Annotated in this window: 18 protein-coding genes; 9 read left to right on the forward strand and 9 right to left on the reverse strand. The window is 71.1% G+C overall.

Features of this window, described 5'->3' with window-relative positions; genetic code table 11:
* The first annotated feature begins 199 nt into the window (after window positions 1-199).
* The 3 genes from HCC61_RS00405 to HCC61_RS00415 all read left to right on the forward strand — a co-directional run bounded on the left by HCC61_RS00405 (window position 200) and on the right by HCC61_RS00415 (window position 4,137).
* On the forward strand, window positions 200-1,993 hold the full coding sequence (locus HCC61_RS00405) for a DEAD/DEAH box helicase (protein WP_169133197.1): 1,794 nt from the start codon (window positions 200-202) through the stop codon (window positions 1,991-1,993).
* 528 nt (window positions 1,994-2,521) lie between these two features.
* On the forward strand, window positions 2,522-3,166 hold the full coding sequence (locus HCC61_RS00410; protein WP_169133198.1) for a helix-turn-helix domain-containing protein: 645 nt from the start codon (window positions 2,522-2,524) through the stop codon (window positions 3,164-3,166).
* Between the two features lie 152 nt (window positions 3,167-3,318).
* Window positions 3,319-4,137 carry a hypothetical protein gene (locus tag HCC61_RS00415; protein ID WP_169133785.1) on the forward strand — a complete coding sequence of 273 codons (819 nt, stop codon included), beginning with the start codon at window positions 3,319-3,321 and terminating at the stop codon, window positions 4,135-4,137.
* 235 nt (window positions 4,138-4,372) lie between these two features.
* Here the strand turns inward: HCC61_RS00415 and HCC61_RS00420 are convergent, their stop codons facing one another.
* From HCC61_RS00420 to HCC61_RS00440, 5 genes are all read right to left on the reverse strand, one after another.
* On the reverse strand, window positions 4,373-5,263 hold the full coding sequence (locus tag HCC61_RS00420) for a glycine betaine ABC transporter substrate-binding protein (RefSeq protein ID WP_240968378.1): 891 nt from the start codon (window positions 5,261-5,263) through the stop codon (window positions 4,373-4,375).
* A 101-nt stretch (window positions 5,264-5,364) separates the two neighbouring features.
* On the reverse strand, window positions 5,365-6,126 hold the full coding sequence (locus HCC61_RS00425) for an ABC transporter permease (RefSeq protein ID WP_240968379.1): 762 nt from the start codon (window positions 6,124-6,126) through the stop codon (window positions 5,365-5,367).
* Window positions 6,127-6,236: 110 nt separating this feature from the next.
* Window positions 6,237-7,433, reverse strand: a complete 1,197-nt coding sequence (locus tag HCC61_RS00430) for a betaine/proline/choline family ABC transporter ATP-binding protein (RefSeq protein WP_346777007.1) — start codon at window positions 7,431-7,433, stop codon at window positions 6,237-6,239.
* 160 nt (window positions 7,434-7,593) lie between these two features.
* Window positions 7,594-8,241, reverse strand: a complete 648-nt coding sequence (locus tag HCC61_RS00435; RefSeq protein ID WP_169133201.1) for an ABC transporter permease — start codon at window positions 8,239-8,241, stop codon at window positions 7,594-7,596.
* A gap of 299 nt (window positions 8,242-8,540) precedes the next feature.
* Window positions 8,541-9,029 carry an Lrp/AsnC family transcriptional regulator gene (locus HCC61_RS00440; RefSeq protein ID WP_169133202.1) on the reverse strand — a complete coding sequence of 163 codons (489 nt, stop codon included), beginning with the start codon at window positions 9,027-9,029 and terminating at the stop codon, window positions 8,541-8,543.
* Between the two features lie 236 nt (window positions 9,030-9,265).
* Between HCC61_RS00440 and hppD the strand changes: the two genes are divergently transcribed.
* Window positions 9,266-10,423 (forward strand): 4-hydroxyphenylpyruvate dioxygenase, encoded by a 1,158-nt coding sequence (gene hppD / locus HCC61_RS00445; protein ID WP_169133203.1) that lies wholly within the window; start codon window positions 9,266-9,268, stop codon window positions 10,421-10,423.
* 495 nt (window positions 10,424-10,918) lie between these two features.
* Window positions 10,919-12,286 (forward strand): FAD-linked oxidase C-terminal domain-containing protein, encoded by a 1,368-nt coding sequence (locus tag HCC61_RS00450; protein ID WP_169133204.1) that lies wholly within the window; start codon window positions 10,919-10,921, stop codon window positions 12,284-12,286.
* 165 nt (window positions 12,287-12,451) lie between these two features.
* On the opposite strand, the gene HCC61_RS00455 is transcribed toward HCC61_RS00450, so the two are convergent.
* A complete protein-coding gene (locus HCC61_RS00455) occupies window positions 12,452-12,928 on the reverse strand; it encodes an SsgA family sporulation/cell division regulator (protein WP_169133787.1) in 477 nt (158 codons plus the stop codon).
* Window positions 12,929-13,193: 265 nt separating this feature from the next.
* Here HCC61_RS00455 and HCC61_RS00460 point away from each other — a divergent pair, with 265 nt between their 5' ends.
* Together HCC61_RS00460 and HCC61_RS00465 are read left to right on the forward strand one after the other, a co-directional pair.
* Complete coding sequence (locus tag HCC61_RS00460; RefSeq protein ID WP_169133205.1) at window positions 13,194-14,906, forward strand: RDD family protein; 1,713 nt, start codon at window positions 13,194-13,196, stop codon at window positions 14,904-14,906.
* A 221-nt stretch (window positions 14,907-15,127) separates the two neighbouring features.
* On the forward strand, window positions 15,128-15,775 hold the full coding sequence (locus HCC61_RS00465; RefSeq protein ID WP_169133206.1) for an RDD family protein: 648 nt from the start codon (window positions 15,128-15,130) through the stop codon (window positions 15,773-15,775).
* Window positions 15,776-15,865: 90 nt separating this feature from the next.
* On the opposite strand, the gene HCC61_RS00470 is transcribed toward HCC61_RS00465, so the two are convergent.
* Window positions 15,866-16,201, reverse strand: a complete 336-nt coding sequence (locus HCC61_RS00470) for a hypothetical protein (protein ID WP_169133207.1) — start codon at window positions 16,199-16,201, stop codon at window positions 15,866-15,868.
* A 361-nt stretch (window positions 16,202-16,562) separates the two neighbouring features.
* Here HCC61_RS00470 and HCC61_RS00475 point away from each other — a divergent pair, with 361 nt between their 5' ends.
* Entirely contained in the window at window positions 16,563-18,950 is a 2,388-nt protein-coding gene (locus tag HCC61_RS00475; protein ID WP_169133208.1) for an immune inhibitor A domain-containing protein, read from the forward strand.
* 332 nt (window positions 18,951-19,282) lie between these two features.
* Window positions 19,283-19,612 (forward strand): hypothetical protein, encoded by a 330-nt coding sequence (locus tag HCC61_RS30375; protein ID WP_240968383.1) that lies wholly within the window; start codon window positions 19,283-19,285, stop codon window positions 19,610-19,612.
* Window positions 19,613-19,841: 229 nt separating this feature from the next.
* Here HCC61_RS30375 and HCC61_RS00485 read toward each other — a convergent pair whose 3' ends face one another.
* Both HCC61_RS00485 and HCC61_RS00490 read right to left on the reverse strand, forming a co-directional pair.
* Window positions 19,842-20,429 carry a nicotinamidase gene (locus tag HCC61_RS00485; protein WP_169133210.1) on the reverse strand — a complete coding sequence of 196 codons (588 nt, stop codon included), beginning with the start codon at window positions 20,427-20,429 and terminating at the stop codon, window positions 19,842-19,844.
* A 181-nt stretch (window positions 20,430-20,610) separates the two neighbouring features.
* Window positions 20,611-21,948, reverse strand: coding sequence for a nicotinate phosphoribosyltransferase (locus HCC61_RS00490; RefSeq protein WP_346776950.1), 1,338 nt, complete (start codon window positions 21,946-21,948; stop codon window positions 20,611-20,613).
* Window positions 21,949-22,012: the final 64 nt, after the last annotated feature.

Raw genomic sequence — 22,012 nt, forward strand, 5'->3', positions numbered from 1 at the left:
TTCCGTACGCGGCAATACGTACGGAACCGGACTCCCCGCGGAGGCTGTCACCGGCCGCCGGTAGGGTGAAACGGCCTCGCGCCGACGCGCGGCCCCGCGGACGATCGCGCGCACGACCACGAGCACCCGTACGACGCGTACGACGACGACCATGCGCACGATCCCGCGTAGGACCACGCACCCGACCCCTCCGGAGACCGTGACTACCAGCACCTCCTCCTCCAGCCACCACCTGTCGCCCGCCTTCCCCGGCCGCGCCCCCTGGGGCACGGCCGGCAAGCTGCGCGCCTGGCAGCAAGGGGCGATGGACGCGTATCTCCAGCAGCAGCCGAGGGACTTCCTCGCGGTCGCCACCCCCGGCGCGGGCAAGACGACCTTCGCGCTGACCCTCGCCTCCTGGCTGCTGCACCACCACGTCGTGCAGCAGGTGACCGTCGTGGCGCCGACGGAGCACCTCAAGAAGCAGTGGGCGGAGGCGGCTTCGCGGATCGGCATCAAGCTCGACCCGGACTACAGCGCGGGTCCGCTGAGCAAGGAGTACCACGGGGTCGCGGTGACGTACGCGGGCGTCGGCGTGCGCCCGATGCTGCACCGCAACCGCGTCGAGCAGCGCAAGACCCTCGTCATCCTCGACGAGATCCACCACGCCGGCGACAGCCGCTCCTGGGGCGAGGCGTGCCAGGAGGCGTTCGAGCCGGCGACGCGGCGGCTAGCGCTCACGGGCACGCCGTTCCGCTCCGACACCAACCCGATCCCGTTCGTGGACTACGCGGAGGACGCCGACGGCGTGCGCCGCTCCGTCGCCGACTACACCTACGGATACGGGAACGCCCTCGGCGACGGCGTCGTGCGCCCCGTCATCTTCCTCTCCTACAGCGGCAACATGCGCTGGCGCACCAAGGCGGGCGACGAGATCGAGGCGCGCCTCGGCGAGCCCATGACCAAGGACGCCGTCTCCCAGGCGTGGCGCACCGCCCTCGACCCGCACGGCGAGTGGATGCCGTCCGTGCTGGGCGCCGCGGACCGCCGCCTGAGCGAGGTGCGCCGGGCAGTGCCGGACGCGGGCGGGCTGGTCATAGCCAGCGACCAGGATTCCGCGCGTGCGTACGCGAGGCTGCTGCGCGAGGTCACGGGCGCCGATCCCACCGTGGTGCTGTCCGACGACAGCGGCGCCTCGCAGCGCATCGAGGACTTCCGCGCCTCGGACGACCGCTGGATGGTCGCCGTCCGCATGGTCTCCGAGGGCGTGGACGTGCCGCGTCTCGCCGTCGGCGTCTATGCGACGACGATCTCCACGCCGCTGTTCTTCGCGCAGGCGGTGGGCCGTTTCGTACGGTCGCGGCGGCGCGGCGAGACGGCGTCGGTCTTCCTGCCGACCATCCCGATGCTGATGACCTTCGCGCACGAGATGGAAGTCGAACGCGACCATGTGCTCGACAAGCCGAAGAAGGCCGAGGAGGACGATCCGTACGCGGAGGAGGACGCCCTCCTCAAGGAAGCCGAACGCGAAGAGGACGAGGACACCGGCGAGCAGGACCAACTCCCCTTCGAGGCGCTGGAGTCGGACGCGGTCTTCGACCGGGTCATGTACGACGGCGCCGAGTTCGGCATGCAGGCGCACCCCGGCAGCGACGAGGAACAGGACTACCTCGGAATCCCCGGGCTGCTCGAACCCGACCAGGTGCAGGCGCTGTTGCAGAAGCGGCAGGCCAAGCAGATCGCGCACAGCAGGAAGAAGCCCGACGACGAGGCGGACCTGCTGGAGCTGCCCGCGGACCGGCGGCCCGTCGTCACGCACAAGGAACTGCTGGAGTTGCGCAAGCAGTTGAACGGCCTCGTCGGCGCGTACGTCCATCAGAGCGGCAAGCCGCACGGCGTGATCCACAACGAGCTGCGGCGGGTGTGCGGGGGGCCGCCGAGCGCGGAGGCGACGGCGGGCCAGATCGAGCAGCGCATCGCGAAGGTGCGGGAGTGGGCCACGCGCATGCGGTAACGCTGCGCCGGGCCCTGAGGGCCGGGTGGCGAGCGCGCCGTTCAGCGCAAGCCCAGGCCCAGGTACAAGCGAAACCGAACGCGTACAGCGCCGAGCGCCAAGCGGAACCGAACGCGCCGAGCGCCGAGCGGAACCGAACCCCCACAGCGCCGAGCAGCAAGCACCAAGCGCCCAGCATCGAGCGCCCAGCGCCCAGCGCCCAGCGCCAATCGCATAGCGCATAGCGTCGAGCGCCCAGCGCCCAGCGCCGAGCGGAACCCAGCGCGCCAATCGCCAATCGCCAAGCGCGAAGCGCCCAGCGCCGAGCACAAAGAAGAAGTGACCGGATTCTGGACGCACTCTTCCGGTCAGCGGAGACGGTCGCTAAGTTGCAAGGCCAGAGCGTGATCCCCGCCATGGCCGGACCCCCGACCGGCTGCGGTGCGGCCCACGCCGGATCCCCCCACGAGCCGCCCCCTGGCGACGCCCCTGGCTCCGCTCCTGCCCGGCGCCGCCGCCCCCACCGACCCATAGGAGAGGAGCGCGTCCGTGACTGCGGAGACCTCTCAGACGCTGGACCGGGGACTGCGCGTCCTCAAGCTGCTCGCCGACACCGATCACGGCCTGACCGTCACGGAGCTGTCGAACAAGCTGGGCGTCAACCGCACCGTCGTCTACCGGCTGCTCGCCACGCTCGAACAGCATGCTCTCGTACGGCGTGACCTGGGCGGACGTGCCCGCGTCGGGCTGGGTGTGCTGAGACTGGGGCGGCAGGTGCATCCGCTCGTACGCGAGGCGGCGCTGCCCGCGCTGCGGTCGCTGGCCGAGGAGGTCGGGGCGACCGCGCATCTCACCCTGGCCGACGGTACGGAGGCGCTCGCGGTGGCGGTCGTCGAGCCGAGCTGGACGGACTACCACGTCGCGTACCGCACCGGCTTCCGCCATCCCCTCGACAAGGGCGCCGCCGGGCGCGCGATCCTCGCGGGGCGCGGGCACGACAGCGAGCCGGGGCCCGGATTCGTGCTCACGCACGGCGAGTTGGAGACCGGAGCCGGAGGTGCCGCCGCGCCCGTGCGGGGCGTGACGGGCATCGAGGGCAGCGTGGGCGTGGTGATGCTGACGGACGCGGTGCCGCCGCAGGTGGGGGAGCGCGTGGTGCGTGCCGCCCGGGAAGTCTCCGACGCGCTGCGCTGAGCCCGCGGCCCGTCCGCTCCGGCTCAGGGGCCCGTCCGCTCCGGCTCAGGGGCCCGGCCGCCGCCGGGCCCCGCTGTTGTTAGGTTGCCGGGGTGAACACACCGGTCCCTGGTCCTTCGTCGCCCTCCCGCTTCGGTGCCGTACTCGGCCGGCTGAGCCCGCGGCGGCTCACGGGGCGGCAGCGCACGCTTCTCGTCTGTGCCGTACCGCTGGCGGCGCTGTTCGCGGTGGTGGCTCTCGCGCCGCTGCCGTTCGCGCTCGCGCAGCCGGGCCTGACGGCCGACGTGATCGGCGACAGCAAGCACAAGCCCGTCATCACGCTCTCCGGTGAGAAGGGCCGCAAGACCGGACCGGGCGAGGGGAAGCTGCTGATGACGACGATCGCCGCGACGCAGCCCGGCGCGACGGTGCGGCTGCCGGAGGTCGCGGAGGCCTGGTTCCGTACGGACAGGGCGGCGATGCCGGTTGATGCGGTCTATCCGGTCGGCGACAACCTCAAGGAGATCGAGAAGCACAACAGGGGCGAGATGCGCGAGTCGCAGAACGCGGCGGTCAAGGCGGCCCTTCGCTATCTGCACAAGTCGCCCCGGGACGTACGGGTCACGCTGCGCCTCGCGGACGTCGGCGGCCCCAGCGCCGGGCTGTTCTTCTCGCTCGGCGTCATCGACAAACTGGGCGGCGGCGACGGCGGCCGGGGCGGCACCGGTGGCGGTCTCACCGGCGGGCGCGTCATCGCCGGTACGGGCACGATCAAGGCGGACGGCACGGTGGGCCCCGTGGGCGGGGTGCCGCTGAAGACGAAGGCCGCGAAGCGGGACGGCGCGAGCGTCTTCCTCGTACCGCGTGCCGAGTGCGCCGACGCCGTGGCGGAGCGGCCGAAGGGGCTGCGGCTCGTGCCGGTCGACACGCTCGGCGGTGCGGTGAAGGCCCTGCGGGCGCTGAAGGGCGGAGGCCGGGTGCCCGCCTGCTGAGGGCCTGCCGACCGCTTGAGGAAGCGCCCCGCCCAGCGCGCCGACTGCCGCGGGTCACCCCGCCGAAGCCGTCGCGCAGCCGCCCCGGCGCCGCGCGCCGCGCAGCCACCGTGCCGCCGCCCCGCCGCAGCCGCCGCCCCGCCGCAGCCGCCGTCCCGCCGCAGCCGCCGTCCCGCCGCAGCCACCGTGCCGCCGCCCCGCCGCAGCCGCCGTCCCGCCGCGGTCGCGGCCCCGCTCAGCCCGCCTTGATGAAGCCCTCCCGCACCAGCCAGTCCTTCGCGACGTCGTGCGGATCCTGGCCGTCCACGTCGACCTTCGCGTTGAGCTTCTGCGCCGTCTTGTTGTCCAGCGCCTTCGTGATGGGGGCGAGCAGTTTCGCGATCTGCGGGTGCTGCTTCATCGTCTCGCTGTTCATCTCGGGCGCGACGTTGTAGTTGGGGAAGAACTTCCTGTCGTCCCCGAGGATCTTCAGCTTCAGCGCCGGTATGCGGCCGTCGGTCGCGGCGATCGCGCCGAAGACGCACGGCTTGCCGCGTGCGGTCTGGGTGTAGACGACGCCTCCGGCCATCTTGTGCACCTGGCCGGTGGGGAAGCGCATGCCGTACTTCTTCGCCATGCCCTTCAGGCCGTCCTGGCGGGATGCGAACTCGTTCTCGACGCAGATGCTCGCCGAGTTCGGGTTCTTGCGGGTCAGTTCGGCGACGTCGGAGAGGTTCTTCGTGCCGTACTTCTTCTGGAGCTTGTCGCTGACGACGAGCGCGTAGGTGTTGTCGAGCTTCGAGGGCGCGAGCCATTCGACTCCCTTGGCCCGGTCCTCCTTCCGCACGGCCTTCCACTGCTCCAGCGGATCGGGCACCGGCTTGGTGTGGCCGAGGTAGGTGATCCAGGAGGTGCCCGTGTACTCGTACATGCCGTCTGCCGTGCCGGACTCCACGGCGGAGCGCGCGCCGATGGAGCCCTGCACGGCGGTGCGGTCCACGACGTCGGCGCCGGCGGCGCGGAAGACCAGCCCCATGACCTTGCCGAGGATGATCTGCTCGGTGAACTCCTTGGAGGTGACGGTCAGTTGGGCACCCTTGAGGGGCTGCCCGGCTCCCACGCTCCCCGGCTGCACCCGGTCGCTCATGGGGCTGCCGCTGACCAGTCCGCAGCCGCTGAGCGTGCCGGTGAGCGCCAGCGACGTGAGCCCGGCGGCTAGTGCGTGCGTACGCCCGTGCCTGCGCAGCATCAGTCCGATCCCTCCAGGCCGCGCGGGCGCAGCAGCAGTTCGACGAGTGAGGCGATCCAGTCGACCAGCAGGGCCAGTGCGACGGTGAGTACCGAGCCGAGCATCAGCACCGGCATCCGCTGGTTGGTGATGCCGGAGGAGATGAGGTCGCCGAGGCCGCCGCCGCCGATGAAGGTGGCGAGCGTGGCCGTACCGACGTTGAGCACGAGGGCGTTGCGCACGCCCGCGAGGATCAGCGGTACGGCCAGGGGCAGTTCGACCTTCGACAGCACGCCCAGCGGGGACATGCCGATGCCCTTGGCGGCCTCCGTGAGCCCGGGGTCGATGTTGCGCAGCCCCGTGATGGTGTTGGCGAGCACGGGCAGCACGGCGTAGACGACCATGCCGACGACGGCCGTGGTCTGCCCGATGCTGAGCCAGAACACCAGCAGCACCAGCAGCCCGAGCGAGGGCACCGCCTGCCCCAGGTTGGCCACCGCCATGGCGAAGGGTGTCGCCTTGCGCAGCCTCGGGCGGGTGAGGGCGATGCCCAGCGGTATGGCGATGATCAGCACGAAGAACGTGGAGATCACGGTCATCTCGATGTGCTCGCGCAGGCGCAGGGTGACGTTGCCGCCGGCGAGGGCGTTGCGGGCGATGGTGTCGAGTTCGGCGCTCTGGAACCACAGCCATGTGCCGAGCAGTACGAGCGCGAGCACGCCCGGCAGCACCGTCAGCTTCTGCCACGTGAGCCGGTCGCGGCGCCGTTCGTCGGCGAACAGCCCTGCCGCCGGGGCCGGTTCGGCGCCGCCGCCGTCAGGCCGTGCGTCCTGAGCGTCGGATTCCGGCTGCCCGTGCCCTTCCGCTGCGTGTGTCGGTGTCGGCGTGCCGCTCACGATGTGAGGCCCTCCTGCGCCGCGTAGGTGCGCCTGGCCTCCGCGTCGCTGCGGCTGTGCCGGTGCTCGATGGCCTCCAGCCGGTCGGCGTCGAGGAGTTCGTGCACGCAGTTCATCAGGGTCTCCAGGTCCACGACGCCCGTGTACTCGCCGCGCCTGCCCGTCACCGCGACCCGCCCGCCGCTGTCGGTGAGCACCGCCTCCAGCGCGTCCCGCAGCGTCGCGTCCCGAGTGACGGTGTCGTGCACGAGGGTGCCCGCACGCGCCAACGAGCCCTTGGCGTGGGTGAGATCGCCGCGCCGCAGCCACTTGTACGGGCGCTGCTTCGGGTCGAGCAGCAGCACCTCGTTGGTCGTGCCGGTGCCGAGCATCTCCGAGATCCGCTCCACCGGCTCCTCGACGGTCGCGGTGGGGAAGTCGACGACCGCGACGTCCCGTACGCGGGTGAGGTTGAGCCGCTTCAGCGCCGCGCCCGCCCCGACGAAGCCGGAGACGAAGTCGTCGGCGGGGTTGGTGAGGATGGCCTCCGGGGTGTCGAACTGTGCGATGTGCGAGTGCTCTCGCAGCACCGCGATGCGGTCGCCCAGCTTGATCGCCTCGTCGAAGTCGTGGGTGACGAAGACGATGGTCTTGCGCAACTCGTGCTGGAGCCTGATCAGTTCGTCCTGAAGGTGGTCGCGCGTTATGGGGTCGACCGCGCCGAACGGCTCATCCATCAGCAGCACGGGCGGATCGGCCGCCAACGCCCTTGCCACGCCGACGCGTTGCTGCTGTCCGCCGGACAGGCGCCGCGGATAGCGGCCCTGGAACTCGGCCGGGTCGAGGCCGACCAGGTCCAGCATCTCCGCCACGCGCGCCTGGATCCTCGCCTTCGGCCAGCCGAGCATCCTGGGGACCTGGGCGATGTTCTGCGCGACCGTCATGTGCGGGAAGAGGCCCGACGACTGGATCGCGTAACCGATCTTGCGGCGCAGCTTGACCGCGTCGATGCCGGTGACGTCCTCGTCGTCGATGCGGATACGGCCCGAGGTGGGCTCGATCAGCCGGTTGATCATCTTCAGCAGCGTGGACTTGCCGCAGCCGGACGGCCCGACCAGTACGACGGTCTCGCCGGCCTTGATCTCCAGGCTGACGTCGTCCACGGCGGCCGCGGAGGCGCCGGAGTAGCGCTTGGTGAGGCCCTCCAGGCGGATGGTCGCGCCGGTGGTGCCGCCGGCGCCGGCGGACCCGGCAGCCCTGGCGGCTCCGGCGGATGCCGCGGTCGATTCGGGTCCTGTCGATTCGGGCGCGGACGATTCGGACGCCGACGTCTCCGGGGCGGACGTCTCGGCGCCAGGGCTCTGCGGGGCGGTCTCAGGCACGTATCCCCCTCGGGGTGGTAAGGCGCCCGACGACGACGTACGCGCCGTCGAAGAGCAGGGCGAGCACGACGATGCCGAGAGTCCCGGCGAGCACTTGGTTGAGGGCGTTGGCGCTGCCGAGCGAGGCCACGCCGCGGAAGATGGAGTTGCCCAGGCCGGGCCCGGACGCGAAGGCGGCGATCGCGGCGATGCCCATCAGCATCTGCGTGGAGACGCGGATACCGGTGAGGATCGGCGGCCAGGCCAGCGGCAGTTCGACCTTCAGCAGCTGCCGGGTGCGTGACATCCCGATGCCGCGGGCGGCGTCGATCAGTGCGGGGTCGACGCCGCGCAGTCCCACGATCGCGTTACGGACGATCGGCAGCAGCCCGTACAGCACCAGCGCGATGACCGTGGGCGCCACACCGAGCCCGACGAGGGGGATCAGCAGACCGATCAGGGCCAGCGACGGCACCGTGAGGATCGTCGCCCCGGCCGTGTTGGCGAGGTCCGCAGCCCACTCGCTGCGGTACGTCAGCACACCGATCGCGACGCCGAGCACCGTCGCGACCACCATGCACTGGAACACCGCGCTCGCATGCTGGAGGGAATCCGCCAGCAGCTGGATGTGGCGGTTGCCGACATACTCCCAGAAGCTCACTCCGCTCCCCCTCGCGTCGTCACGTCACCGAAGCCTCTCCGTCGTTCCGTTTCCGTCGTTCCATTCCGTTCCGCTCCATACGGTCCCTTTGCGTCACAGTCCCTCTGCGTCACAGTCCCTCTGCGTCACGGTCCCTCTGCGTCCGCGGCCGCTTCCGTACGGTCATCGCCGCCGCACACGGCGACCGCGGGCTCTTCTGCCCCGTGAGCGCTGAACGACGCGTTACGACTCGGTGAAGCCCCGTCCCGGCCCGCCGTTCCGCCCCGACCGTCCCGTTCCGTCCCGCCCGGGCATTCCGGTCACCGGGGCGGACCGAGGCCGTCGGCCCCCGCAGCCTGGCGGACCAGCGGCACGATCCGCAGCGGAACCGGGTTCTCCATGACGATGGCCGTCGACGCCCGCACGATGCCCTCGAAGCCCACGACGCGGTCGATCACCCGCTGGAGATCAGCGTTGGACCGTGCGACGAGGCGGCAGAGCATATCCCCGTGCCCCGTCGTCGTATGCAGCTCCAGCACTTCGGGGACGGAGTCCAAGTGGGCCCGTACGTCCGCGCCTTGGCCCTGCTTGATCTCCAGGGTGGCGAAGGCGGTCACGGGATAGCCGATCGCGGCCGGGTCCACGTCGGGGCCGAAACCGCGGATCACGCCCGCGGTCCGCAGCCGCTCCAGCCGTGCCTGCACGGTGCCGCGCGCGACGCCGAGCCGCCGCGACGCCTCCAGCACGCCGATCCTCGGCTCCTCCGCGAGCAGTTCGAGCAGCCGTCCGTCGAGCCGGTCGATCCCCACAGCTTTCCTCCCCTTCCCTTCCGGTCCCGGCCGTGTCCGGCCCTTCCCTGGCCCGTCCCCGGGGGCTTGTCCTGCCCCCGTCCGGGGCCTTGACCCGACGCCGTTTCCGTGACCCGTGGCCGGTTTCCTGAGCACCTTGTACAGATCGTCGGGCCTATGCCGGGTACGACTGCACAGCATGACCAGTGATTACGCAAAGTATTGCGCACCTTGTGGTACGGGGGGAGCCTTGAGGCATGACTGAGACCACCCACGCAACTCCCGCTGCGACACCTCAAGAGGGCGCCCGGCAGGCCGACCCCTTCCCGGTGAAGGGCATGGACGCGGTCGTCTTCGCCGTCGGCAACGCCAAGCAGGCGGCCCACTACTACTCCACGGCGTTCGGCATGAAGCTCGTCGCCTACTCCGGACCGGAGAACGGCAGCCGCGAGACCGCCAGTTACGTCCTCGAATCCGGCGGCGCCCGCTTCGTCTTCACCTCCGTCGTCAAGGTCTCCACCGACTGGGGCCGCTTCCTGACGGAGCACGTCGCCGCACACGGCGACGGAGTCATCGACCTGGCCATCGAGGTCCCCGACGCGCGCGCCGCGTACGAGCACGCGGTCGCCCAGGGCGCCACCGGCCTCGTCGAGCCGCACGAGGAGAAGGACGAGCACGGCACCGCGGTGCTCGCCGCCATCGCCACGTACGGCGAGACCCGCCACACCCTCGTCGAGCGCTCCGACTACTCGGGCGCCTACCTGCCGGGCTACGCCGCGGCGAAGCCCCTCGTCGAGCCGCGGAAGCGCAACTTCCAGGCCATCGACCACTGCGTGGGCAACGTCGAACTCGGCAGGATGAACGAGTGGGTGGCCTTCTACAACAAGGTCATGGGCTTCACGAACATGAAGGAGTTCGTGGGCGACGACATCGCCACCGAGTACAGCGCGCTGATGTCGAAGGTCGTCGCCGACGGCCACCGCAAGGTGAAGTTCCCGCTCAACGAGCCCGCGGTGGGCAAGAAGAAGTCCCAGATCGACGAGTACCTGGAGTTCTTCGGCGGCGCCGGCGTGCAGCACATCGCGCTCGCCACGAACGACATCGTCGCGACCGTACGGGCCATGCGCGAGGCCGGTGTTCAGTTCCTGGACACCCCGGACTCGTACTACGACACCCTCGGCGAGTGGGTCGGCGAGACCCGGGTGCCGCTGGAGACGCTGCGCGAGCTGAAGATCCTCGCCGACCGCGACGAGGACGGCTACCTGCTCCAGATCTTCACCAAGCCCGTTCAGGACCGTCCGACGGTCTTCTTCGAGATGATCGAGCGGCACGGCTCGATGGGCTTCGGCAAGGGCAACTTCAAGGCGCTCTTCGAGGCGATCGAGCGGGAGCAGGAGCGTCGCGGCAACCTCTGACGTGTGCCGGTGACGTGTGCCGACCGGCGGGGCGTGCGTTGACGGGGCGTGCCTTGGCGGGGCGTGCCTTGGCGGGGTGGGGCTCCGGGGTGCGCCCGGGAACCCCGCCCCGGAGTCCTGCCCCGGGGCCTGGCGGGCGCGCCCCGCGTCCGGGGTCCTGGCTCCGGGGGCCAAGGCGCCTGGCAGCTGACAATTTCTGAAATCTGTCATCTGTCAGCTGTTATCTGCCAGCCGTCATCCGTTATCTGTCATCCGTCACCTGACGACTGCCATCTGTCACCTGTCACCTGTCATCCGTCATCCGTCGTCTGCCATCCGTCACCTGTCATCTGACCGCTGACCGCTGACCGCTGACACCTGACGACCGTCATCGCCCACATGAAACCCGCGCCACCGCACACGGCGCGCCCCCGGAGGGTCCCGCCCCTGCGCCGCCCGCGCAGGGCCCGGCAGCCGGCCCTTCCCGGCGCCGCGAGCAGGTGCGACGCTTTGTCCATGAGCGAGTTGACCCAGCGGCTCAGGGACGGCCTGCCCGAGGACGCCGTACTCACCGACCCCGACGTGACCGGCTCCTACGCCCGCGACATGGCCGACTTCTGCGAGGCGGGCACCCCCGCCGTCGTCGTGCTGCCGCGCACGGTCGAGCAGGTGCAGCACGTGATGCTTACGGCGACGGCTCTTCGCGTCCCCGTCGTACCGCAGGGCGCCCGGACCGGACTCTCCGGGGCGGCGAACGCCTCCGACGGCTGCATCGTGCTCTCCCTGCTCCGCATGGACCGCATCCTGGAGATCAGCCCCGCCGACCGCGTCGCCGTCGTCGAGCCCGGCGTGGTCAACGCCGCGCTCTCCCGTGCGGTCGGCGAATACGGCCTGAACTACCCGCCGGACCCCAGCAGTTGGGAGCAGTGCACCATCGGTGGCAACATCGGCACGGCCGCGGGCGGACTGTGCTGCGTGAAGTACGGGGTCACGGCCGAGTACGTGCTGGGCCTCGACGTCGTGCTGGCCGACGGCCGGTTGATCTCCACGGGCCGCCGCACCGCGAAGGGCGTCGCGGGGTACGACCTGACGCGGCTGTTCGTGGGCTCCGAGGGCAGTCTCGGCGTGGTCGTGGGCGCCGCGCTCGCGCTGAAGCCGCGGCCGCCGCAACAGCTGGCGCTGGCGGCCGAGTTCCCCTCGGCGCGGGCCGCGGGAGACGCGGTCGCCCGGGTCATGGAGAGCGGTCATGTGCCGTCGCTGATGGAGCTGATGGACCGCACCACGCTGCGCGCCGTCAACGACCTGACCCACATGGGACTTCCCGACTCCACCGAGGCGCTGCTGCTCGTCGCGTTCGACACCCACGATCCCGCCGCCGACCTCGCGGCGGTCGGCGCGCTGTGCGAGGCGGCGGGCGCGAGCCAGGTCGTACCGGCCGACACCCCCGCCGAGTCGGAGCTGCTGTTGCAGGCCCGGCGCAGCGTGCACTGGGCGCTGGAGGCGCTGCCGGGCACGACGATGATCGACGACGTGTGCGTGCCCCGTACGAGGCTGGCCGACATGCTGGAGGGCACCGCCGCCGTCAGCGAGAAGTACGGCCTGACCATCGGCGTGTGCGCCCACGCCGGCGACGGCAACACCCACCCGACCGTCTGCTTCGACCCGGACGACGAGGACGAGACGCGCCGCGCGCACGAGGCCTTCGACGCCGTGATGGCGCTCGGCCTGGAGCTGGGCGGCACCATCACCGGCGAACACGGCGTGGGCGTACTGAAGAAGGAGTGGCTGGCCCGCGAACTGGGCCCGGAACAGCTGGAGTTGCAGCGCAGCATCAAGCAGGTCTTCGATCCGCTGGGCCTGCTCAACCCCGGCAAGGTCCTCTGACGCCTTTCGGGTACCCGCGCAGTCCCGGGGACGGCTCCGTGGACGTCGGGGCCGTGAGGGACGGGCGGCCCGCGCTCGGCCGCTCCCAACTTCCTTCCGTGCGTGGGACTTTCACGCTCGACGTGGATTCATCGGATCGAGTGAAAGTCGCAGGGAAAATCAGCCTCACACATCGCCGTCGACTGCCTCGTCCGACGGTGACGGGTCGGTCAGACACACGCCGTCGCCGTGCTGCCCGCGCAACAGCTCCGCCAACGCGCTCTCCAGGCCCAGCACTTCGCCCTCCGCACCCGCCGGCACGGCACGGAGAGTCCGCTCCAGCCACCCGGACACCACTCCCGCGGGCGTCTCCAGCAGGGCGTCGCCGTCCGGTGAGGAGAGCGCCACACAGATCACGTCGCGCCCCTGCACCTTCGTGGGCCACACCCGTACGTCGCCTTCGCCGCAGGGGCGGAAGACGCCCTCGACCAGCAGTTCACGTGCGAACGTCCACGTGACGGGGGCGCCGGAGCCGACGTGGAAGGCGATGTGTGCGGCGTACGGATCGTCCGCCCGGTAGGTGAGGCGCGCTTGTACGGGAAGGCCGTGCTCCGGCGAGAGCACCAACCGGATCTCGAGTTCGCATTCGACGACGACGTTCATCGGACCGCCCTTTCGTGATCCCGCGATCAGTCGCGCAGCCTGTCCTGGCATGCACTGAAGAGGGCCCAGTCCGTGCCGGTTTCGCGTGTTGGCGTCATACTTCCTCCGGGAACGGCGTACGCGTCCGGCTCGGGTGGGCAAGTTGCCGACCCTGTCTGGTAGATGTGGACACTACGCTTCACGGTTGCGCCGCGCCGGTCAACTGCGTAGCAAGTACAAGCCACAAGACGACACGACGGTCGAACAGATACGGGACCTGGACACTATGAGCTCGCCCCTCTCAGGATCGTCCGGCGGCAACCCTGCCCCTGGCTTCTATCCGGACCCGTCCATCCCCGGCTACATCCGCTACTGGAACGGCACTTCGTGGGTTCCCGGCACCAGCCGCCCCGAACCGCAGGAGGGCGACGCGATGCCCACGCCCCCGTCGGCGGCGGTGTCGTCCTCGGCGGTCGCGCCGCCCACCCGCGAGGAGCCGGCTCCCGCGGAGGAGACCGGTCCCGTCTTCCTCGACGAGGACACCGGCGGCCTCTCACAGCTCGAAGTACGTCCGCGGGGCGAGGTCGCACAGGCCGGAGCCGGAGCCATCGACTGGGAGGACCCGAGCCGGCTGTACGGGCAGCGTCCCGAGCCGGCGTCGGCGTGGCAGGCCGACGCCTCGCACCAGGCGGGCTTCACAGGGCAGAGCGAGGAGCGCGTCTCGTGGGGGCGCGGCGAGAGCGGCGCCGAGCCCGCGGCCGACCCCGCTGCCGGTGCCGGTTTCGCGGCGGCCGATCCCCGCGGCGGCTGGGGACGTACGGGGGACGAGGTGGGCACCGGCGGGGACGCGCCCGCGGACCCCGCTGCCCCGGCGGCTCCCGCGGCGGATCCCCAGGGCCCCGCGGGTGCTGCGGGACCGGCGGGCACGCCGCAGCGTGACGGCACGTTCCAGATGCGCGCGATGAGCCCCGAGGCGCTCGGGCAGGCGGCGCAGGAGGCCCGCGACGCGAGCGGCGGCGTCGCCGCGCAGGGCGGCAGCTGTCAGCCCGAGCACACTGTCGGCCTGCGGCGCTCGGAGGTCGCCCAGTCCGGACCGTCCGCGTCGCAGCCACCGTCGCAGTCACCGTCACAGTCCGCGCCCGCGTCCCCGGCGCAGTCCGCCGCGGCACCCTCCACGCCCTCGGCACCTTCGGCTCCCTCCGTCCCGCACCAGGGCGCACCCGCGCAGCAGCCCCCCGCCCAGCAGCAGGCCCCTCAGCAGGCGGCCCCTCCGCAGGCCCCGCCCGCCGTACCGCAGCAGGGCGGCGTCCCGTCTCCCGGCCCCGCACAGCCGTCGTGGGCCCAGCAGGTTCACGACCTGGCGGGCGGCCAGGGCGGCCAGGGCGGTCCCGGCGGCGTTCCGGGCGCCGGCCCCGACCCGCAGGGCGCCCACGGTCAGGAAGGCGTGGTGCCGTGGCGCCCGCCGGTCGCGGACCCCTTCCAGTCCGCACAGATGGAGGCGCGTCCCGCCGCGCTCGGCAAGCGCTTCGCCGCCCGCCTCGTCGACGGCGTCCTCACCGGCGCCGTGGCCGCAGCAGTCGCGTTCCCGTTCGTCGGCGAGGCCGTGGACCACGTGCAGGGGAAGATCGACGCGGTGCGCAACGCGGGCGAGACCCGGACCGTCTGGCTGATCGACGGCACGACGGGCGGCTATCTCGCCCTCGTCCTCGGCGCCCTCCTCCTGTTCGGCCTGCTCTACGAGGTGCTGCCGACCAGCCGCTGGGGCCGCACCCTCGGCAAGAAGCTGTTCGGGCTGCGGGTGCTGACCATGGAGCAGCAGGACAAGCCCGGCTTCGGCAGCGCGCTGACGCGCTGGCTGACCTACGGTGTGCTGTCCGCCCTGGTGGTCGGCGTGGTCAACGTCCTGTGGTGCGTCTTCGACCGCCCCTGGCGCCAGTGCTGGCACGACAAGCTCGCGGGCACCTTCGTCTCCAAGGACTCGGGCGAGATCCGGCTCTGAGGGAGCCCCGCCGCTGAGGGAGGTCGGCCTTGGAGCGGTCCGCCGCTGAGCGAGATCGATCTCCGACCGCGGCCCGCCGCTGAGCCCGTATGACCGTAGGCGTACGGCAGGAGCACGGGCGGCGCACACCCTGTGCCCGGGGCTCTCGCGCACCCCACCCCTCGTCACCCCGATGACGCACGCCGGGTGCGAGGCGGCCCGTGCCGCGGTCCACTCGGCGCATGAGTACGGATCAGCCCGGCGACGACCCGTTCCGCAAGAAGGAGCCGCCCGGCCAGGACCAGGACCCGGACGGGGCCTGGGGCCAGGCCCCCGGGCAGCGCCGCGAGCCGCCGAGGTACGGCGACTCCGCGGGCGGCGGCCCGTACGACCGCGGCCCCTACGCCTCCAACCCGTACGGCGACATCAACGGAGCCGCCGACCCCTTCGCCGGCATGCCGCCCCTCGCCTCACGCGGCAGGCGCCTGCTCGCGCGCATCATCGACGCCCTGCTCATCGGGATCCCGGTCGGCCTCATCATGACGTTCGCGCAAGGGGGTTGGGCCACGGGCGACGACGGGCGCGCCTACGGCCAGCAGGCCGTCTACACGCTCGTCTACCTGATCTACGAGGGGCTGATGCTCACCAACTCCGGCCAGACCGTGGGCAAGAAGCTGATGCGCATCAGGGTCGCGGTGCTCGCCGACGGCAGCGTGCCGCGAGGAGCCCCCGGCTGGCTGCGCTCCCTCGTCTACCACGTGCCGCCGCTGGTGCCGTGCGTCGGCTTCGTCTTCTGGCTCGCGAACGTGCTCTTCTGCACCTGGGACAAGCCGTATCAGCAGTGCCTGCATGACAAGGCGGCCAAGACGGTGGTCGTGGCGGCCGATTGACCCGCGGCACGGGAAGGCGCGGACGCCGGACGGCCGATGGGACTCCGCCGGTCCCGGTCCCGTCGGCCCGTGCCCGAACAGGTGCCGGTTTCAGGAGCGCAGCGAAGGCTCCGCCACGCGCCGTGCCGCCCGTGCCCGTGCGGCCGCCGAAGCGGCGTCGTGGCGCGCGTGGATGCGGGAGGCCGTGGCCGTACGGGCGGTCCTGACCGCGGACTTGGCGCGCGACGGCGAGTCCGTACGCACGCGGCGGGCCGTCCGCACTCCCGGAGCGGTGAGTGCCACCAGCACACCGACGGCGAGTGCGACCACGGCGATCAGCGCGACTCCCGGCCCCGATGGAGTCCGGGAGAGCAGGAGCATCGCGAGGGTCGAGCAGACGACGGTGACCGAACCATAAGCGAGCTGTGCGGGGGTCGGACGCGGCATGGCGTGATCCGTCCTCGGGGAGACGTGTCGGGAGTTGGGCCGTCGGTCGGGCCGGAACGAACAAGGCACGCAGTGCCCGTCATCCGACTCTACGGTCCGGGATTCCCGGACGGACACCACGGTAAGCGTGAGCCCGCACACGTCGAAGTCGCACAGGGGGCGCACAGTCGCACGGCGGCCCGTCCGTCCCGACTGGCGGACACCGGCGGCCGGTTGGGCGGTGCGCCGGGCGGCCCGTCCGGCGGCACGGGACCAGTTCGCGAATCCACGTGTCGAGGTGGTATCAGGGTCTGTCTTTTCTCACTCCGCTGCTGTCCAATACCTCTGTCCATCACACTCCACAGGGGAGGGCACCGCAGAGGTGAACGGCAGACGGAGATCCAAAAGACCGAGGCTGGGGGCGCTGACGGTAGCCGTCGCGGCGATCGGCGCGACCGCACTGATACCCGCGAGTGCGGCACAGGCCCAGCAGGCGCCCGGTTCCGCGGCGAAGGCGGCACACCCTGCGCCGCAGTCCGCGGCGGCGCAGCCCGGAGCGCCCGGCGGCGCCCGGGACGGGCACAGCGAGGACAACCTCAGGGGCCCGTTCGACAAGAAGCAGGATGCCCAACGCCAGGCGGCCCTGGAGCAGTTGGCACGGGGTGACGCCGAGAAGGTCCAGCGCAAGGGCTCCGAGGTGGTGAAGCTCGACGACGGCAAGTACGTCGAGCTGGCACGTCAGAAGACGGACAAGATATTCACCATCCTCGTCGAGTTCGGCGACAAGGTGGACGACGAGTACGGCGGCGACCCCGGCCCCCTGCACAACAAGATCCCGGCGCCGGACCGCGACAAGGACAACTCCACTTACTGGAAGAAGGACTTCGACAAGGAGCACTTCCAGAAGACCTACTTCTCGGGCGACACCGAGGACTCGGTCAAGAGCTACTACGAGAAGCAGTCCTCCGGCCGCTACTCCGTCGACGGCACGGTCTCCGACTGGGTCAAGGTCGACTACAACGAGGCCCGTTACGGCTCCAACTACTGCGGCGACACCAACTGCCCCACCGTGTGGGACGCCATACGCGACGGTGTCGAGAAGTGGGTCGAGGACCAGAAGGCGGCCGGCAAGAGCGACAAGGAGATCGCCGACGCGGTCGCGGAGTACGACAAGTGGGACCGCTACGACTTCGACGAGGACGGGAACTTCAACGAACCCGACGGCTACATCGACCACTTCCAGTTCGTCCACGCCGGTGAGGACGAGTCGGCGGGCGGCGGAGCCGAGGGCGAGAACGCCATCTGGGCGCACCGCTGGTACGCGTACGGCAGCGACGCCGGCAAGACCGGCCCCGAGGACAACAAGGCCGGCGGCACCGAGATCGGCAAGAGCGGCATCTGGGTCGGCGACTACACCGCGCAGCCCGAGAACGGCGGACTCGGCGTCTTCGTCCACGAATACGGCCACGACCTCGGTCTGCCGGACCACTACGACACCACCGGCGAGGGCGAGAACTCCGTCGGCTTCTGGTCGATCATGTCCGTGGGCTCCTGGCTCAACAAGGGCAAGGACGCCATCGGCGACTCCGCGGGCGACATGAGCGCGTGGGACAAGCTCCAACTCGGCTGGCTGGACTACGACAAGGCGAAGGCGGCCACCAAGTCGCAGCACACGCTGGGCACGCACTCCTACCAGACGAAGAACAAGCAGGCGCTGGTCGTGGAGTTGCCGGAGAAGGACGTCACCACCACCATCACCAAGCCCGCGGAGGGCGAGAAGCAGTGGTGGAGCGGCAGCGGCGACGACCTGCGCAACACCCTGACCCGCAGCGTGGATCTGACGGGCAAGTCCAAGGCCTCGCTGGACCTTCAGGGTTGGTGGGACATCGAGGAGAACTACGACTTCCTCTACACCGAGGTCTCCACGGACGGCGAGAACTGGACGCCGATCGACGGCACGGCCGACGGAAAGCCCCTCCCGCACGACGGCAGCGACCAGCCCGGGCTGACCGGTGTCTCGAAGTCCTACCGCGATCTCTCCTTCCCTCTCGACAAGTTCGCAGGGAAGAAGATTGATGTTCGCTTCCGTTATCTGACGGATGGTGGAGTGGCTCAGAAGGGCTTTGCCGCGGACGCGATCAGCGTCACCGCGGACGGTAAGAAGCTCTTCGAGGACGGCGCCGAGGGCGACAGCGACAACGGCTGGGAGAAGAAGGGGTTCTCGCGCATCGGGGAGTCCTTCACGAAGCCCTACGCGCAGTTCTACATCGCCGAGAACCGCAACCACGTCTCGTACGACAAGGCGCTCAACTACGGCCCGTACAACTTCGGTTGGGCCTCCACGAAGCCCGACTGGGTCGAGCGCTACGCGTACGAGAAGGGTCTGCTCGTCTGGCTCTGGGACACGTCTCAGCTGGACAACAACGTCTCGGCCCACCCGGGCAAGGGCCTGATCCTGCCGGTGGACGCGCATGCGAAACCGGCGGTGTGGGCGGACGGCAAGCCGCTGCGCAACCGGATGCAGGCGTACGACTCGCCCTTCGGAAAATACTCCACAGGCGGGATCGAGCTTCACAACGACGGAGAAGCGGTGACGGTCGGCCCCAAGAAGGCCGTATCGGTCTTCGACGATCACAACGGGACGTACTGGTACAAGTCGAACCCGACACAGGGAGTGAAGGTTCCGGACACCGGAACCCAGCTCAAGATCGTCAAGCAGCCCCGCTCGGGTAAGACGATCACCCTCCAAGTGAGACCTTCCACAAATTAATTTGCATCGTTGCAGGTCAAAACATGATCGGCCGTTGCCCCCCTGGCGGGCAGCGGCCGATCGCGTTTAGATGCCTGTGACGGGCCTCCTCGGAGGTCCACCGGAACAGTCTCGCGGGGGTGTTGTTGATCATGGCTGGAGGCGGATTCGTCCAGCTGCCGGACGGGAGCGTGATCGTCGCGCTCACCCTTCCGGTCCCGGCCCAGCGCGCAGCCAGGCACGCGGAGCCGGACACGGGGGCGACCCCGGACGCGGGCCCGGAACCGGTCGCTGAGGACCGGCAGCCCGGCCCCGTACGGCAGGGCCGCAGGGGCGGCCCGCACGACGGCCTCATGCCGGAGCGGCGGAGCTGGTCCGCGCACGCGGACGAGGCCCATACGGTGCGTGCCGTGACCGCCAGGCGGTACGGCGACGAGCCGCGCGTACGCGTGCTCGTGCACTCGCTCAACCGGGCCCGCGCCCTGACCCGGCTGCGGAACCTGGGCATGCGGGCGGTCTACCTGCGGGGCAACGCGGAGCCGCCGTCCGCCGACGAGATCACGGCCGTGCTGCACCATCCCGACGGGCTGGTGTGGCGCACGAGCCCGGGCGACGACCGCGAGTCCTGGCACCCGATCGAGTCCCTGCTGCGCCCCTCGGACCGCGGGGTCCGCACGGGGTAGCCCCGCGGAGAGCCCTGCCGGGCGTGCGCCACGGGCGTGCGCCCGCGGGGCGCGTGCGGCGCCGCCGGGGGTGTGCCGCGGGCGTCCCGGGCGTGGCCGTCTCGTGCCGTCGGGCCGCCGTGCTCTCGCCGCCGGGCTGTCGCTGTCGTGTCCGACCGCGCCGGGACGCGGCGCGGGCTCGAGCCCGCGTGGGCCGGGGCCGGGCGCCGGCCCGGCTACCGCAGGCCGCCTACCGCAGGACCGGCGTACCGGAGAGCTCGATGCCCGCGTCGCGCATCTCGTCGAGCGCGTGCTGAGTCGTGACGGGTGCGACACCCGCCGTGAGGTTCAGCAGCACCTGGGTGCGGAAGCCCTCGGAGGCCGCGTCGAGGGCGGTCGCCCGTACGCAGTGGTCGGTGGCGATGCCGACGACGTCGACCTGGTCCACGTTCCGCTGCTTCAGCCAGTCGTTGAGCGGCGTGCCGTTCTCGTCCGCGCCCTCGAAGCCGCTGTAGGCGGCCGAGTACGAGCCCTTGCTGAAGACCGCGTCGATCGCTCCGGCGGCGACGGCGGGCGCGAAGTTCGGGTGGAATCCGATGCCTTCCGTCCCGGCGACGCAGTGCGGCGGCCAGGAGTGCTCGAAGTCGGGGTTCTCGGCGAAGTGGCCGCCGGGCTCGATGTGATGGTCCCGGGTGGCGACCACGTGGTTGTAGCCGGCGGAGGCGTCGCCGATGAGATCGGTGATGGCGGCGGCCACGTCCGCGCCCCCGTTCACCCCGAGGCTGCCCCCTTCACAGAAGTCGTTCTGCACGTCTACGACGATCAGTGCCCGGTGCATGAGGATGCCTTTCGGGGGACGGCGGGTCGGGGGATGCGCGGTCGGCACGACCCTAGAGAATCAGCCGCTTCCGTGGGAGGTCCCACGCGCACCCGGCCGTGCGGCGCGCGCACGGCCCTCACGCGCCCCGGCGACACGGCCGCCGGGACCGCCGCCGTCACCGCCGCCGCCCGTACCCCGGTCATGCGTACTCCGTCGGCAACACCGGCTCGCCGCGCGAGAGTTGCATCGCCGACATCGGCAGTCCGGCGAGCGCCTGCGTGTGCCGCTCGCGTGCGGTGTCGAGCGGCTCGCGGGCGACGGTCTCGCCGCCGCGCACGAGCGGCACCTGGAGCCGGTGCTCCCTCAGCTCCTCCGGCACCGGCCCCGTGCCGACGACCTCGGCCGCGGCGACGCCGTCCTCGTCGGGCCTGCGCGCGGCCCATTTCGCCCCGCCCGCCGAGGTCTTGCCGCCCATCGACCTCTTCGCCACGGGCACGAGCGGCGCGTCCCGTTCCGCCGACGTGGCGCGCGCGACCAGCTTGTAGACCATCGCGCAGGTGGGGTGGCCGCTGCCGGTGACCAGCTGGGTGCCGACCCCGTACGCGTCGACGGGCGCCGCCGCGAGCGAGGCGATGGCGTACTCGTCGAGGTCGCTGGTGACCACGATCTTCGTGGCGGTCGCGCCCAGTTCGTCCAGCTGCTGCCGCACCCGGTGGGCGAGCAGCAGCAGATCGCCGGAGTCGATGCGTACGGCGCCCAGTTCAGGCCCGGCGATGTCGACGGCGCTGCGCACCGCCTCGGTCACGTCGTAGGTGTCGACGAGCAGGGTCGTGCCGCTGCCGAGCGAGTCGACCTGCGCGGTGAAGGCGTCGCGCTCGCTGTCGTGCAGCAGCGTGAAGGAGTGCGCGCTGGTGCCGACGGTGGGGATGTCGTAGCGGAAGCCGGCCGCGAGGTCGGATGTGGAGGCGAAGCCGCCGAGGTAGGCGGCGCGGGAGGCGGCCACGGCCGACAGTTCGTGGGTGCGGCGCGCGCCCATCTCCATCAGCGGCCGTCCGCCCGCGGCGACGGCCATGCGGGAGGCCGCCGCGGCGACCGCCGAGTCGTGGTTGAGGATCGAGAGGATCACCGTCTCCAGCAGCACGCACTCGGCGAAGCTGCCCTCGACCCGCATCACGGGGGAGCCGGGGAAGTACACCTCGCCCTCGGGGTAGCCGAGGATGTCGCCGCGGAAGCGGTAGTCCGCGAGCCATTCCAGGGTCGGCCCGTCGACTATGTGCCGCTCGCGCAGGTACTGGAGCACCCGGTCGTCGAAGTGGAAGTTCTCCACCGCGTCCAGCACGCGGCCCGTCCCGGCGACGACCCCGTAGCGCCGGCCCTCCGGCAGCCGACGCGCGAACACCTCGAAGGCGCACCGCCGTTCGGCCGTGCCGGCACGCAACGCGGCCTGGAGCATGGTCAGTTCGTACTGGTCGGTGAAGAGGGCCGTCGACGGCACGTTGACCGGCAGCCCCCCGTCCGAGGTCCCCTGTCGGTTCACTTCTACTGACTCCTCGCTTCGGAGAGCCCCTGGGGCAGGGGCGGTGCGGTCAACGAGCGTACAA

The organism is Streptomyces sp. HNM0575 (assembly GCF_012726265.1).
Classification (GTDB): Bacteria; Actinomycetota; Actinomycetes; order Streptomycetales; family Streptomycetaceae; genus Streptomyces.

What these genes read in the sequence shown, in the direction of transcription:
- HCC61_RS00465 (WP_169133206.1), top strand. Translation starts at nt 15,128, where the DNA reads ATGAGTACGGATCAGCCCGGCGACGACCCGTTCCGCAAGAAGGAGCCG.
- hppD (WP_169133203.1), top strand. Translation starts at nt 9,266, where the DNA reads ATGACTGAGACCACCCACGCAACTCCCGCTGCGACACCTCAAGAGGGC.
- HCC61_RS00470 (WP_169133207.1), bottom strand. Translation starts at nt 16,201, where the DNA reads ATGCCGCGTCCGACCCCCGCACAGCTCGCTTATGGTTCGGTCACCGTC.
- HCC61_RS00460 (WP_169133205.1), top strand. Translation starts at nt 13,194, where the DNA reads ATGAGCTCGCCCCTCTCAGGATCGTCCGGCGGCAACCCTGCCCCTGGC.
- HCC61_RS00485 (WP_169133210.1), bottom strand. Translation starts at nt 20,429, where the DNA reads ATGCACCGGGCACTGATCGTCGTAGACGTGCAGAACGACTTCTGTGAA.
- HCC61_RS00420 (WP_240968378.1), bottom strand. Translation starts at nt 5,263, where the DNA reads ATGAGCGACCGGGTGCAGCCGGGGAGCGTGGGAGCCGGGCAGCCCCTC.
- HCC61_RS00450 (WP_169133204.1), top strand. Translation starts at nt 10,919, where the DNA reads ATGAGCGAGTTGACCCAGCGGCTCAGGGACGGCCTGCCCGAGGACGCC.
- HCC61_RS30375 (WP_240968383.1), top strand. Translation starts at nt 19,283, where the DNA reads ATGCCGGAGCGGCGGAGCTGGTCCGCGCACGCGGACGAGGCCCATACG.
- HCC61_RS00455 (WP_169133787.1), bottom strand. Translation starts at nt 12,928, where the DNA reads ATGAACGTCGTCGTCGAATGCGAACTCGAGATCCGGTTGGTGCTCTCG.